Annotated in this window: 13 protein-coding genes; 9 read left to right on the forward strand and 4 right to left on the reverse strand. The window is 57.0% G+C overall.

The genetic code is table 11. From position 1 onward, the window contains the following. Positions 1-15 precede the first annotated feature (15 nt). On the reverse strand, positions 16-2,937 hold the full coding sequence (gene uvrA / locus LB462_RS22555; RefSeq protein WP_224512672.1) for an excinuclease ABC subunit UvrA: 2,922 nt from the start codon (positions 2,935-2,937) through the stop codon (positions 16-18). A gap of 442 nt (positions 2,938-3,379) precedes the next feature. Between uvrA and LB462_RS22560 the strand changes: the two genes are divergently transcribed. Both LB462_RS22560 and LB462_RS22565 read left to right on the forward strand, forming a co-directional pair. Then, positions 3,380-3,895, forward strand: coding sequence for a single-stranded DNA-binding protein (locus LB462_RS22560; RefSeq protein ID WP_224512674.1), 516 nt, complete (start codon positions 3,380-3,382; stop codon positions 3,893-3,895). 48 nt (positions 3,896-3,943) lie between these two features. Then, positions 3,944-4,378, forward strand: coding sequence for a YqaA family protein (locus tag LB462_RS22565; protein ID WP_224512906.1), 435 nt, complete (start codon positions 3,944-3,946; stop codon positions 4,376-4,378). A 7-nt stretch (positions 4,379-4,385) separates the two neighbouring features. Here LB462_RS22565 and LB462_RS22570 read toward each other — a convergent pair whose 3' ends face one another. Beyond that, entirely contained in the window at positions 4,386-4,793 is a 408-nt protein-coding gene (locus LB462_RS22570; RefSeq protein WP_224512676.1) for a DUF2000 family protein, read from the reverse strand. A 38-nt stretch (positions 4,794-4,831) separates the two neighbouring features. Here LB462_RS22570 and LB462_RS22575 point away from each other — a divergent pair, with 38 nt between their 5' ends. The 3 genes from LB462_RS22575 to LB462_RS22585 all read left to right on the forward strand — a co-directional run bounded on the left by LB462_RS22575 (position 4,832) and on the right by LB462_RS22585 (position 7,528). After that, positions 4,832-5,725 (forward strand): AraC family transcriptional regulator, encoded by an 894-nt coding sequence (locus LB462_RS22575; RefSeq protein ID WP_224512685.1) that lies wholly within the window; start codon positions 4,832-4,834, stop codon positions 5,723-5,725. A gap of 74 nt (positions 5,726-5,799) precedes the next feature. Continuing rightward, positions 5,800-7,101, forward strand: coding sequence for an NAD(P)/FAD-dependent oxidoreductase (locus tag LB462_RS22580; RefSeq protein WP_224512687.1), 1,302 nt, complete (start codon positions 5,800-5,802; stop codon positions 7,099-7,101). Next, positions 7,076-7,528, forward strand: a complete 453-nt coding sequence (locus LB462_RS22585; RefSeq protein WP_224512689.1) for a UCP034077 family protein — start codon at positions 7,076-7,078, stop codon at positions 7,526-7,528. Before LB462_RS22580 ends, LB462_RS22585 begins: the two co-directional genes overlap by 26 nt. A gap of 3 nt (positions 7,529-7,531) precedes the next feature. Here LB462_RS22585 and LB462_RS22590 read toward each other — a convergent pair whose 3' ends face one another. Continuing rightward, positions 7,532-8,161: a MarC family protein gene (locus LB462_RS22590; protein ID WP_183660757.1), complete on the reverse strand. Its 630-nt coding sequence runs from the start codon at positions 8,159-8,161 to the stop codon at positions 7,532-7,534. Between the two features lie 340 nt (positions 8,162-8,501). Here LB462_RS22590 and gyrA point away from each other — a divergent pair, with 340 nt between their 5' ends. Beyond that, the gene (gene gyrA / locus LB462_RS22595) at positions 8,502-11,219 is read left to right on the forward strand and encodes a DNA gyrase subunit A (protein ID WP_370637272.1); all 2,718 of its coding nucleotides are present in this window, start codon (positions 8,502-8,504) and stop codon (positions 11,217-11,219) included. Between the two features lie 18 nt (positions 11,220-11,237). Here gyrA and LB462_RS22600 read toward each other — a convergent pair whose 3' ends face one another. Beyond that, the gene (locus LB462_RS22600) at positions 11,238-11,378 is read right to left on the reverse strand and encodes a hypothetical protein (protein WP_162701844.1); all 141 of its coding nucleotides are present in this window, start codon (positions 11,376-11,378) and stop codon (positions 11,238-11,240) included. Between the two features lie 185 nt (positions 11,379-11,563). On the opposite strand from LB462_RS22600, the gene coaD reads away from it, so the two are divergent. Genes coaD through LB462_RS22615 form a run of 3 tightly spaced genes read left to right on the forward strand, consistent with a single transcriptional unit; the run spans position 11,564 to position 13,202 of the window. After that, positions 11,564-12,058, forward strand: a complete 495-nt coding sequence (coaD, locus tag LB462_RS22605) for a pantetheine-phosphate adenylyltransferase (RefSeq protein WP_224512692.1) — start codon at positions 11,564-11,566, stop codon at positions 12,056-12,058. A gap of 14 nt (positions 12,059-12,072) precedes the next feature. Continuing rightward, positions 12,073-12,657 (forward strand): peptidylprolyl isomerase, encoded by a 585-nt coding sequence (locus tag LB462_RS22610; RefSeq protein WP_224512694.1) that lies wholly within the window; start codon positions 12,073-12,075, stop codon positions 12,655-12,657. A gap of 35 nt (positions 12,658-12,692) precedes the next feature. After that, positions 12,693-13,202, forward strand: a complete 510-nt coding sequence (locus LB462_RS22615) for a peptidylprolyl isomerase (RefSeq protein ID WP_114429408.1) — start codon at positions 12,693-12,695, stop codon at positions 13,200-13,202. Positions 13,203-13,212 lie beyond the last annotated feature (10 nt).

Raw genomic sequence — 13,212 nt, forward strand, 5'->3', positions numbered from 1 at the left:
TTGAAGATAGATTGATTATTCTGCCGCGGCTTGCGCCTTGTGCCCCGGGCGGCGGCGCAAAAGCTCCCTGAGGAACTGGCCGGTATAGGAGCGTTCGGCCTCGACGATATCCTCCGGCCGCCCGACGGCCACGATCTCACCGCCGCCGTCGCCGCCGTGTGGTCCAAGGTCGATGACCCAGTCCGCTGTCTTGATGACTTCGAGATTGTGCTCGATCACGACGACTGTGTTGCCTTGGTCGACAAGTTCATGCAGCACTTCGAGCAGCTTCGCCACGTCATGGAAATGCAAGCCGGTGGTGGGTTCATCGAGAATATAGAGCGTACGGCCGGTCGCCTTGCGTGACAGTTCCTTCGCGAGCTTGATGCGCTGCGCTTCGCCGCCCGACAATGTGTTTGCTTGCTGGCCGACGTGGATATAGCCGAGGCCGACCTTGGCCAGCGTCTGCAGCTTGTCGCGCACCGCAGGGACGGCGGCGAAGAACTCCGCACCTTCCTCGACGGTCATGTCGAGGACGTCGGCGATCGACTTGCCCTTGAACAGGACCTCCAGCGTCTCGCGATTGTAGCGCTTGCCGTGACACACATCGCAGGTGACATAGACATCCGGCAGGAAGTGCATCTCGATCTTGATCACGCCGTCGCCCTGGCACGCCTCGCAGCGTCCGCCCTTGACGTTGAACGAGAACCGGCCCGGCTGGTAGCCACGCGCTTTTGCTTCCGGAAGCCCCGCAAACCAGTCGCGGATCGGCGTAAACGCACCCGTATAAGTTGCGGGATTGGAGCGCGGCGTGCGGCCGATCGGCGACTGATCGATATCGATGACCTTGTCGAGAAATTCCAGCCCGTCGATGCGGTCATGGTCGGCCGGATGCTCGCGCGAACCCATGATGCGGCGCGAGGCGGCCTTGAACAGCGTCTCGATCAGAAACGTCGATTTGCCCCCGCCGGACACGCCGGTAACGGCCGTGAATGTGCCGAGCGGAATTTCCGCCGAGACGTTCTTCAGGTTGTTGCCGCGCGCTCCGACGATCTTGATGCGCTTCTTGTTGATCTTGCGCCGCTCGGAAGGCACCGCCACTTCGATCTCGCCGGACAGATACTTGCCGGTCAGGGATTTCGGGCTGGCCATGATATCGGCAGGCGAGCCTTGCGCAATGATCTCGCCGCCATGAATGCCGGCAGCCGGGCCGATATCGACGACATAATCGGCGGTGAGGATTGCATCCTCGTCATGCTCGACGACGATGACGGTGTTGCCGAGATCGCGCAGGTGGCGCAGGGTCTTCAACAACTGCTCGTTGTCTCGCTGATGCAGGCCGATGGATGGCTCGTCGAGCACATAGAGCACGCCGGTCAGGCCCGACCCAATCTGCGAGGCGAGGCGGATACGCTGGCTTTCACCACCGGACAGCGTGCCGGAATTGCGCGACAATGCCAGATAGTCGAGCCCGACATCATTAAGGAAGCGCAGGCGCTCGCGGATCTCCTTGAGAATGCGCGCGGCGATCTCCGTCTGCTTTTCATTGAATGTCTTGTCGATGTCACTGAACCACGCATCCGCATGGCGAATGGATTTCTCGGTGACCTGACCGATATGCAAGCCGCCGATCTTGACCGCAAGAGCCTCGGGCTTGAGCCGATAGCCTTTGCAAGCCGGGCAGGGTGTACCCGACATGAAACGCTCTATCTCCTCGCGCGACCAGGCGGAGTCCGTCTCCTTCCAGCGGCGCTCCAGATTGGGAATGACGCCTTCGAAGGGTTTGGTGGTGCGGTAGGAACGCAGGCCGTCATCATAGGCGAATTGAACCTCGCGGCTCCCCGTACCGTAAAGAATGGCTTTTTGGGCTTCCTCGCTCAGGTCGCGCCAACGATCAGCAAGCTTGAAGCCATAGGCGGTACCGAGCGCATCCAGCGTCTGGTTGTAGTAAGGCGAGCTCGACTTCGACCACGGAGCGATGGCGCCGTTCTTCAATGTCAGGCTTTCGTCCGGTACGATCATCGTGGGATCGATGGCCTTTTGTGTCCCCAGACCATCGCAGGTCGGGCATGCGCCGAAAGGATTGTTGAACGAAAACAGCCGCGGCTCGATCTCCGAAATGGTGAAACCCGAAACCGGACAAGCAAACTTTTCCGAGAACATCAGCCGCTCATGCGTGTCGTTCTTGGATTTGTTAGCGGATTCGCTGGCCGTTTCGTCGGCCGGAAGCGGCTTGTCGGCAAATTCCGCAACGGCGATGCCGTCGGCGAGCTTCAGACTGGTCTCGAGACTGTCGGCAAGACGAGCCGACATATCGGGCCGCACGACGATACGGTCCACCACGACATCGATATCGTGCTTGTATTTCTTGTCCAGCGCCGGGACATCGGCGATCTCGTAAAAGATGCCGTCAACCTTGACGCGCTGGAAACCACGCTTCTGCAGGTCGGCGAGTTCCTTGCGGTATTCGCCCTTCCGGCCACGGACAATCGGCGCGAGAATGAAAAGACGCGTGCCTTCTTCGAGTGCCAGCACACGATCGACCATCTGGCTGACCGTCTGGCTTTCGATCGGCAGACCGGTGGCGGGAGAATAAGGAATGCCAACACGCGCATAGAGCAGGCGCAGGTAGTCATAAATCTCTGTGACAGTGCCTACCGTCGATCGTGGGTTGCGGCTGGTTGTCTTCTGCTCGATGGAAATCGCCGGCGACAGGCCGTCGATCTGGTCGACGTCAGGCTTCTGCATCATCTCGAGAAATTGCCGCGCATAGGCGGACAGGCTCTCGACATAACGCCGCTGCCCTTCGGCATAGATCGTATCGAACGCGAGCGACGACTTGCCCGACCCTGAAAGGCCGGTCATGACAATCAGCTTGTCGCGCGGCAGATCAAGATCGATGTTCTTCAAATTATGTTCGCGGGCACCGCGAATGGAAATGTACTTCTGATCGCTCATATGTGTTTGCCTTTGAGAGGGCGCGCTATTTGGAAGGAGTTATGGCCCTCAGCGAGCGGCTTTCCTATATTTAGAAAGTCTTCTCCGCTTTACGAGGTCCTGACCCTATTGGAATCACCATAGCCATGTTGACATTGTTAGAGCAAGTGATAGAACAAAAAAAGAACAAACTGTGGATGCTCTCCTGACATAGTGCTGACAGGGTGTGAAAGCAGTCTTGTTCGAGCGTTGGCTGTAAAAAACCAGGTGCGTTGCGGTTCGTGGCTGCATTGGAAGCGTGACAAGTCTCCTGACAAATCTGGCAGGAGGGTTTTGGTGGCTGTCGATGCGGACGTGACCGGGGACTGTATATTGTGGATAGCGGTAATCAGTTGCCCCGTCTTGAAGGCGGCTTCTGTATGATGGCGCAAATTTTAAAAGCGGAATTTATGGAGTTCAGATCATGGCAGGCAGTGTCAACAAGGTCATTTTGGTAGGAAATCTTGGCGCTGACCCGGAAATCCGGCGGCTCGGTTCTGGCGATCCGGTCGTCAATCTTCGTATTGCGACGTCGGAAAGCTGGCGCGACAAGAACAGCGGCGAGCGCAAGGAAAAGACCGAATGGCACAGCGTGGTTATCTTCAATGACAATCTTGCCAAGGTTGCCGAGCAGTACCTGAAAAAGGGCATGAAGGTTTATCTTGAGGGTGCTCTGCAGACTCGCAAGTGGCAAGACCAGACCGGTAACGACCGCTATTCGACAGAAGTCGTGCTGCAGAAGTTCCGCGGTGAATTGCAGATGCTCGATTCACGCGGTGAAAATGCCGGCGGTGGACGTTCATTCGATAACAATTCGGGACGCGGCCAGGTTTCGGACAATGAGGGTTCGGATTTCGGCCGTTCCAGTGCATCGTCGAGCAGTTCGTCGAGTGCAGGCGGCAATTTCTCTCGCGATCTCGACGACGAAATCCCGTTCTGAGATCAAGATCCAATAAGACCCAAATGAACGATACAGCGCCCAGTCATGATCAGTGATCTGGGCGTTTATGCTGGGCTATTCGCAATAGCCTTCGTTGCGGCGACCGTCCTTCCGATGCAGTCGGAGGCGGCGCTTGCCGGACTTCTCCTCAGCAATTCATATTCGCCGGCAGCGCTAATCGCGGTGGCCAGTATCGGGAACGTCCTTGGTTCGGTGGTCAATTGGCTGCTTGGCCGCGGCATAGACAGGTTTCGCGACCGGAAATGGTTTCCCGCCAGCCGCGCGCAACTCGATCGCGCCGCCTCCTGGTATCATCGCTATGGCAGGTGGACGCTGCTCTTGAGCTGGGCCCCGATCATTGGCGATCCGCTGACAGTGGTTGCGGGCGCTCTGCGGGAACCCTTGCTCAGTTTCGTGGTACTCGTGGCGATTGCCAAGATTACCCGCTACCTCGCGGTTTTTGCAGTCATAACGGGCTTTTGAACTGCTTTCATGGATGCATCCTGGCGCCTTTGGTAATCTTGTCGACCAGTTTCTTGTCGGCTCGCATGGCGATGCCGACGACTTTCGCATCGTCCGGCGCGAATTGTGCAAAGACAGCACGGTTGGCCGCGTCGTGGCCAGTCGCAAACATCTCTTCGATATAAAGACACGTTTTGATGTCGCGTTCGAGCGAACGGCGGTGAATATTTGAAATCGTTGCCTGATCCGCAGCCAGCACAATCACAGGCTGGATGGAAAGCGGGTTGTAAGTGTTTCCGACCCTGTCACGATAGGGCTCGCCGATCACGTCGGGCGATTGCGCAACAATGCCGCTTGTCAGAAACGCCGTCACATTCAATGCCTGCCATGGGGCCATGTCGTTTCGCAATACGATTGCAATTTTGGTATCGAACATCGATATAATTCTCCGTCAGTCATGGAAGAGTTGAACTTATGCAAGACGTTTTAGGCGAAGAGGCCGCGCGTGGTCTTGGACGTTTGTGCAAACTTCCCGTGCAGGACGCTATTACATCTGCGCCGTCCAATCCGGGCCTTGAACGCATCGAAGCGCGGTTTGCCGGGGATGCCTATGATTTGCACCGGCACGACACCTACGCGATCGGCGTGACGCTGCACGGCGTGCAGACGTTCTGGTATCGCGGGGAGCGGCGCCACAGCATGCCTGGCAATATCATCGTGATCCATCCCGACGAGATGCATGATGGCGCGGCCGGCACTGATGACGGCCTGCGCTATCGCATGCTCTATCTGGAACCGGCGCTGGCACTGCAATCGCTGGGCGACCGCCAAGGTGCGCTGCCATTCGTCAACGATCCTGTCATTGCTGACCCGGCGCTACAGGGTGCCTTGGCGGCAGCTCTCGGCAATCTCGATGAGGAACTGGATGAACTACTGGTCGACGATGTCGTTTCACAGCTGACCCTCGGCTTGGCGCGGCATGCAAGACAGCATGGAAGACCGCTGAGCGCGCCAGCGATCCGGCAAACAGAATTGGCACGCGATTATCTCGAAGAGCACGCCTTGCGTCTTGTACGATCGGGCGAGCTTGAAGCGGTAAGCGGCCTTGATCGCTACGCTTTATCCCGGCACTTCCGTACGCTATACGCCACGAGCCCCCATCGCTTTTTGTTGATGCGGCGCCTGCAACGGGCCCGAGAGATGATCAAGACAGGTGAACCGCTTGCCGGGATTGCGGTGGAAACGGGATTCAACGACCAAAGCCATCTCAACCGGCAATTCAAGAAAGCCTTCGGCATGACACCCGGACGTTGGGCCGCACTGATTGGCGTCGAACCTCCAAGAGACCTCTCGATAACTCATCCCTGATCGGTATTTCATGCAATTGTCGCATGGCAATCGGTCTGTTAGACAGGTCTCGGTCTGCGCATCGGAGCCTCATCATGACTGAAATCCAGACGCCACCCCACACCAAACACCGCCTTGTCGTCGTCGGCGGAGGTTTCGGCGGCCTGGAGGCTGTCTATAATCTCCGGAATGTCGATATCGACATCACAATCATCGATCAGCGTAACCACCATCTGTTCCAGCCGCTGCTGTATCAGGTCGCAACATCGACATTGGCCACCTCCGAAATTGCCTGGCCGATCAGGCATCTTGTGCGGAAGTACAAGAACGTCAAGACCTTGCTCGGCACTGTTGAAAGTGTCGATATAGCTGCCCGGACTGTTTCCACCGCGGACGGCGAGACAATTCCCTATGACACGCTCGTGCTGGCGACCGGCGCGCGCCACGCCTATTTCGGTCATGATGATTGGGAGCCGTATGCACCCGGTCTGAAGACACTCGAAGACGCCACGATGATCCGCCGGCGCATTCTTACAGCGTTTGAAAAGGCCGAGCGCGAACCGGATCCTGCCAAGCGCATGGAATATCTGACCCTGGTGATCATTGGCGGTGGGCCCACAGGGGTCGAGATCGCCGGAACAATAGCCGATCTCGCGCGTGATACGTTGAAGGGTGATTTCAGAGTGATAGATCCTGCAGAGGCGCAAGTGGTGCTGATCGAGGGTGGCCCCCGCGTGCTGCCTGCGTTCAGCGAAGATATGTCGGCTTATGCGAGGCGAGCACTAGAGAAGCTGGGCGTGACTGTTCATCTCGGCCATCCGGTCACAGAATGTCATGCTGACGGCGTTGAATTCGGCGGCCAGTCGCTGCGCGCCAGGACCATTATCTGGGCGGCCGGCGTGCAGGCTTCTCCTGCGGCCAAATGGTTGAACGCGCCTTCCGATCGAGCAGGGCGCGTTGTCGTCAATGCCGACTTGACCGCGCCGGACCATCCGGAAATATTTGTGATCGGCGATACTGCAACGGTTCCGAACGGCGGTAAGGGCACCGTGCCGGGGATTGCGCCCGCGGCGAAACAGCAGGGTAAGCACATCGCTGAAACCATCAAGGCAAGGCTAGCCGGCGATCAGACGTCGCGGCCGTTTGTTTATCGCCATGCGGGCGATCTTGCGACGATCGGCAAGCGTGCGGCGGTTACCGATTTCGGCTGGATCAAACTGAAGGGCTATCTGGCCTGGTGGCTCTGGGGTCTGGCACATATCTATTTTCTCATCGGCGTGCGAAATCGATTGGCCGTGGCCTTGAGCTGGCTGTGGATTTCCGTCAGCGGTGTTCGCAGCGCACGATTGATCACGCAAAGGGATGCCGCGGATGGAACCGAAGCAGAGGCGCGCTGAATTGGTTGTCGTGCGGTCCCTGCGGTGGTTCCTTTCGGCGGCAATGGCTCTCGCATTGCCCGGTCTGACGCCGGCATTGGCATCCGAACAAACTTGCGGCAAAAGCGAACCGATATATTCCACGAGAGAAATCGGTTCGGCGCTTCTTGCCTGCTGGGTCCGGCCAACTGGCTCCGAAGATATGGGCGTGACATTGCGCTTTGCATTGCGGCGGGATGGTACGGTCATCGCAATGCCGCGCGTCACTTTCAGAACGCCAGGCGGCGACCGCGTCATCCAGGAGGCGTTCGTCTCTTCGGCGCTGGAAACCGTCAACAAAGCCGTCCCTTTGGCGATTGCACCCGAACTGGGGGACGTCATCGCAGGCACGCCCTTGACGGTCGTGTTTAGCGACGGCGTCGATGTCCGCATAAGCCCTGGTTATTGACTGTCAGCTGTTGACGAGGGTCCGGATGCCGTCGGCCACGAATTGGACGGCGAGGGCGGCGAGAATTACGCCGAGCAGTCTGGTCAATATCGAACGGCCCGTTTCGCCAAGAAAACGGTCGATACGCTCGGCAAGAAAAAACACAATGTAGCACGAGGCTATGCAGATCAGGATGATGCCGATCAACGCCAGTCGCGATGTAGCACTCGAAAGCGTTCCGGCAAGAAGAATGGTTGCAGAAATCGCGCCTGGACCGGCAATCAACGGTATCGCCAAAGGAAAGGCGGCGATGTTACGGATGTGATCTTTTGTAATCGCAACCTCCGCACTTCTCTCCTTGCGCTCGTTACGCCGCTCAAAGATCATCTCGAAGGCTATCCAGAAGAGAAGCAGACCACCCGCAATGCGGAAAGCGCCGAGCGTAATGCCGAAGAGGGCAAGTATCTGTGCACCGGCAATTGCAAAAACGGTGAGAACGATAAATGCCGTGAGGCTGGACCGGAGGGCAACCTGACTGCGCTCTGCCCGGTTCATGCCCGTCGTCAGGGCCAGAAACAATGGTGCGAGACCGGGCGGATCGATCGTTACCATGAGCGTCACAAAGGCATTGAGGATGGTGTCTGAGTACGCCACGATTTTGCTTTTCTTTTCTGGTTAAAGCTGCACCAACCCAACTGTTATCCCGGATTCAACCTACCGGATTCGCTATCCAACGTCGAGAAACATGCGATTCAGACCAGAAGTTTTTCACCGCATGAGAAATGCCATTTTATCCCATTGATTTCAAAGGGTTTTCAGCTGTGTATTAACGTGCCGTTTATTGGCTTTTGGCTTGAAAAGCCTCTATAAGATCAAAGATTGATTCTATCCGAAAGATGAGTGCCTCGTGTCTGATTTAACTCCACCTCCTGGCTCCGAAGACGATAAATCCGGACCGTCCTTCGGGATCGAGCCGATTTCCATAATCGAGGAAATGCAGCGCTCCTATCTCGACTACGCGATGAGCGTGATCGTTAGCCGTGCGCTGCCTGACGTGCGCGACGGCCTGAAGCCCGTGCATCGACGCATACTGCATGCGATGAACGAGATGGGTCTGTCGTGGAACCGGTCCTATCGCAAGTCGGCCGGTGTCGTCGGTGAAGTGATGGGTAAATACCATCCGCATGGTGACGCCTCTATCTACGATGCGCTCGTCCGTATGGCGCAGGACTGGTCATTGCGTGACCCATTGGTTGATGGGCAGGGCAATTTCGGCTCGATCGATGGCGATTCCCCCGCAGCGATGCGGTACACGGAGTGCCGCCTGGAAAAGGTGACGGAATCGCTCCTCTCCGATATCGACAAGGAAACGGTCGACTTTCAGGACAATTATGACGGCCGCGAGCAAGAGCCGACTGTTCTACCGGCGCGCTTCCCCAATCTTCTCGTCAATGGTTCTGGTGGCATTGCCGTCGGCATGGCGACGAACGTACCTCCGCACAATCTGGCGGAGGTCATCAATGGTTGTATAGCGCTGATCGACAATCCGGCGATCGAACTGCCGGAAATGATGGAACACATTCCAGGTCCGGATTTTCCGACCGGGGGTCTGATCCTTGGCCGTTCCGGTATTTATTCGGCTTATAGTACGGGTCGCGGCTCGATCCTGATGCGCGGCAAGGTTGCTGTCGAAAGCATGCGCGGTGACCGTGAGGCCATCATCATCACCGAGGTGCCTTATCAGGTAAACAAGGCGACGATGATCGAGAAGATGGCCGATCTGGTGCGCGAAAAGCGCATTGAAGGCATTTCTGACATTCGCGATGAATCCGATCGTGACGGCTATCGCGTTGTGGTCGAACTGAAGCGCGATGCCGTCACTGACGTGATTATCAACCAGCTTTATCGTTTCACGCCACTGCAGTCGTCTTTTGGCGCGAACATGGTGGCGCTCAACGGCGGCAAGCCGGGACTTCTCAACCTTCTCGACATTCTGCGGGCTTTCGTCAGCTTCCGCGAGGAAGTTGTCAGCCGCCGCACCAAATTCCTGCTGCGCAAGGCGCGGGACCGGGCGCATGTATTGGTTGGTCTTGCGATTGCCGTCGCCAATATCGATGAGATCATCGCGCTGATACGCCGGGCGCCGGATCCGCAGACGGCGCGTGACCAGTTGATGGAACGCCGGTGGCCTGCGAGTGACGTCGCGCCGTTGATCCAGTTGATCGCCGATCCGCGCCACAAGCTCAACGACGACAACACCTACAATTTGTCGGAAGAGCAGGCGCGCGCCATTCTCGATCTGCGCCTGCAGCGCCTTACAGCACTCGGACGCGATGAAATCGCCGATGAGCTCAATAAGATCGGTGTCGAAATTGCCGACTACCTTGAGATCCTGGCATCGCGTCTGCGGATCATGGGCATCGTCAAGGACGAACTCATTGCCATTCGCGATGAATTCGGCACACCGCGCCGCTCGGTGTTGACCGATGGCGGCGCCGACATGGACGATGAAGACCTCATCGCCCGCGAAGACATGGTCGTGACCGTCAGCCACGCCGGTTATATCAAGCGTGTTCCGCTGGCGACCTATCGCGCACAGCGCCGCGGCGGCAAGGGCCGCTCGGGCGTTTCGATGAAGGACGAGGATTTCGTCACACGGCTCTTCGTCGCCAATACGCATACGCCGATGCTGTTCTTCTCTTCGCGCGGTATCGTCTACAAGGAAAAGGTCTGGCGCCTGCCGATTGGCACGCCGCAATCGCGCGGCAAGGCCTTGATCAACATGCTGCCGCTCGAACAGGGTGAACGCATTACAACGATCATGCCGCTGCCGGAGGACGAGGCAAGCTGGGCAAATCTCGACGTGATGTTTGCCACGACACGCGGAACGGTGCGCCGCAACAAGCTGTCCGATTTCGTTCAGGTCAATCGCAATGGCAAGATCGCGATGAAGCTGGAGGACGAGGGCGACGAAATCCTCAGCGTCGATACATGTGATGAATTCGATGATGTGTTGCTGACTGCCGCCGGGGGCCAGTGCATCCGCTTCCCGGTAACCGATGTGCGTGTCTTCGTCGGTCGCAACTCAATCGGCGTTCGCGGTATTTCGCTGGCTCCAGGCGATAAAATCATTTCGATGGCCATACTGGGGCACGTCGAGGCAAGTCCTGCCGAACGCTCGGCCTATCTGAAGCAGGCTGCCGCCGATCGACGCGCACAGGGTGCGGACGACGCGGAAGAGGTGGCACTCGTTGGTGAGGAAGCAACGGACGTAGCGGACCTGTCGCCGGAACGCTATTCCGAACTGCGTGATCGCGAGCAGACTGTGCTTACCGTCAGCGAATACGGATATGGCAAACGCTCATCGTCCTATGAGTTCCGCGTTTCTGGACGGGGTGGCAAGGGTATTCGCGCGACCGATACTTCGAAGACCGATGAGATTGGCAAGCTCGTATCCTTGTTCCCGGTAGAGGCTTCGGACCAGATCCTGCTTGTCTCCGATGGAGGGCAGCTGATCCGCGTACCGGTCAACGGCATCCGTATTGCCGGGCGCTCCACGAAGGGCGTCACGATATTCAATACAGCCGATGGCGAGAAGGTTGTTTCGGTAGAGCGGATTTCAGAAACCGAAACCGATGAAATCGAGGCTGAAACCGTACTTGAAGGTGAAGTCGTATCACCGGACACAACAGACGGCTCTGAAGAAATCTAGAGCCGTTTTAGTTTGCGATCAGTGATCGCGACGGGGATGATAGACACCAAAACGGGAAGTCTTAATCGGGGCTTCCCGTTTTTTGTTCTCTTCGATAATCATGATCAATGCTGAAACCATCATGGCAACCATCATAGCAATGCTTAGAAGAATAAACATGAATTTGTCCCTTCGATCTTGCTGTCTTTCATGGTTAGCAACGTGCTAACTTCGAAATGGTTTCATCGATTGTCTCACACATAGTTGAGGCTGTCTGAATGCTTGCTGATGAGTGCGTTCATCTCCCGTTCATCTGATCGATTGCCGACCATTGAAAGCGCCAGACAAAAAGGCTAGGAAGCGGCATGACAATCGCGATCTATGCGGGATCATTCGATCCCATTACCAACGGCCATATGGATGTCCTGCAGGGCTCGCTCCGGCTTGCGGACAAGGTTTTCGTGGCGATCGGTGTTCACCCGGGCAAAGCGCCGCTGTTTTCGTTCGAAGAACGCGTCGTTCTGATCAAGCGTGTTGCAATCGATGTTTTCGGCAAGGATGGCGAGCGGATCGACGTTATCGCATTCGATGGTTTGCTGATCGACGCTGCGCGCAAATATGGTGCGTCCCTGATGGTTCGCGGTTTGCGTGATGGTACCGATCTCGACTATGAGATGCAGATGGCCGGAATGAATGGCAAGATGGCGCCCGAGCTACAAACGGTGTTCCTGCCGGCCGATCCGGCGGTTCGCACCATTACTGCCACATTGGTTCGCCAGATTGCAGCCATGGGCGGCGACGTTCGGCATTTTGTTCCCGCTCTTGTAGCCGACGCACTCAAGACAAAATTCAAATCCTGACCCCGGAGTTTTCCATGTCCGTATTTCGCACAGCATTGCTCGTTGCTGCCGTCTCGTCCCTGTCATTTGCAACGCTAAACCCGGCGCTTGCCGATGATGCGAACACGATGACGATCAAGCTCAAGGACGGCGACGTCAAGGTAGAGTTGCTCCCCGATCTGGCGCCGAAACATGTCGAGCAGATCAAGGCGCTCGCCAAGGAAGGCGCCTATAATAATGTCGTGTTCCACCGCGTCATTCCAGGCTTCATGGCACAGACAGGCGACGTCCAGTACGGCAATACGGAAAAAGGCTTCAATCCGCAGGCTGCAGGCACCGGCGGTTCGACGCGGCCCGATCTGCCCGCTGAGTTCTCGAAGGAACCTTTCGTGCGCGGAACAGTTGGTATGGCCCGTGCCCAAAGTCCAAATTCTGCAAATTCGCAATTTTTCATCATGTTCAAAGAGTACCCCTCGCTGGATGGCCAATACACAGTCGTTGGCAAGGTCACGAGCGGCATGGATATCGTCGACAAGATCAAGAAGGGCTCGGAGGCAGACAATGGCGCCGTCGACAACCCGGACAAGATGCTCAAGGTCACCGTTGGTGCGGGCAAGTAATCACGCAATTCAATAAAATCAGGAGATTGCCGGATATGGCTTACAAAGATCCAGAAAACACGATCCTTCTCGAAACCACGAAGGGCGATGTCGTTATCGAACTTTATCCGGACCTCGCGCCCGGACATGTCGAGCGTATCAAGGAACTTGCGCGGGAAGGCGCCTATGATGGCGTCGTCTTTCATCGCGTAATCGATGGCTTTATGGCGCAAACTGGCGATGTCAAATTCGGCAAGCAGGGCGGAAGTTCCTTCAACCCGGGCCGTGCCGGCATGGGTGGCTCGGACAAGCCGGACCTCAAAGCTGAATTCTCCAATGCCAACCATGGCCGCGGCGCTTGCTCGATGGCTCGCTCGCAGAGCCCGAATTCTGCCAATTCGCAGTTCTTCATCTGCTTTGACGATGCAGCATTCCTCAACCGTCAGTACACGGTGTGGGGCCAGGTCATCGAAGGTATGGACAATGTCGACAAGATCAAGCGCGGCGAGCCTGTGCAGGATCCGGACTCCATCGTTTCCATGCGCGTTGCCGCAGACGCCGAATAATATTGATGCA

The organism is Phyllobacterium chamaecytisi (assembly GCF_020164455.1).
Classification (GTDB): domain Bacteria; phylum Pseudomonadota; class Alphaproteobacteria; order Rhizobiales; family Rhizobiaceae; genus Phyllobacterium; species Phyllobacterium chamaecytisi.

What these genes read in the sequence shown, in the direction of transcription:
- gyrA (WP_370637272.1), top strand. Translation starts at nt 8,502, where the DNA reads ATGCAGCGCTCCTATCTCGACTACGCGATGAGCGTGATCGTTAGCCGT.
- LB462_RS22585 (WP_224512689.1), top strand. Translation starts at nt 7,076, where the DNA reads ATGGAACCGAAGCAGAGGCGCGCTGAATTGGTTGTCGTGCGGTCCCTG.
- LB462_RS22570 (WP_224512676.1), bottom strand. Translation starts at nt 4,793, where the DNA reads ATGTTCGATACCAAAATTGCAATCGTATTGCGAAACGACATGGCCCCA.
- LB462_RS22580 (WP_224512687.1), top strand. Translation starts at nt 5,800, where the DNA reads ATGACTGAAATCCAGACGCCACCCCACACCAAACACCGCCTTGTCGTC.
- LB462_RS22600 (WP_162701844.1), bottom strand. Translation starts at nt 11,378, where the DNA reads ATGTTTATTCTTCTAAGCATTGCTATGATGGTTGCCATGATGGTTTCA.
- uvrA (WP_224512672.1), bottom strand. Translation starts at nt 2,937, where the DNA reads ATGAGCGATCAGAAGTACATTTCCATTCGCGGTGCCCGCGAACATAAT.
- LB462_RS22615 (WP_114429408.1), top strand. Translation starts at nt 12,693, where the DNA reads ATGGCTTACAAAGATCCAGAAAACACGATCCTTCTCGAAACCACGAAG.
- coaD (WP_224512692.1), top strand. Translation starts at nt 11,564, where the DNA reads ATGACAATCGCGATCTATGCGGGATCATTCGATCCCATTACCAACGGC.
- LB462_RS22560 (WP_224512674.1), top strand. Translation starts at nt 3,380, where the DNA reads ATGGCAGGCAGTGTCAACAAGGTCATTTTGGTAGGAAATCTTGGCGCT.
- LB462_RS22610 (WP_224512694.1), top strand. Translation starts at nt 12,073, where the DNA reads ATGTCCGTATTTCGCACAGCATTGCTCGTTGCTGCCGTCTCGTCCCTG.
- LB462_RS22575 (WP_224512685.1), top strand. Translation starts at nt 4,832, where the DNA reads ATGCAAGACGTTTTAGGCGAAGAGGCCGCGCGTGGTCTTGGACGTTTG.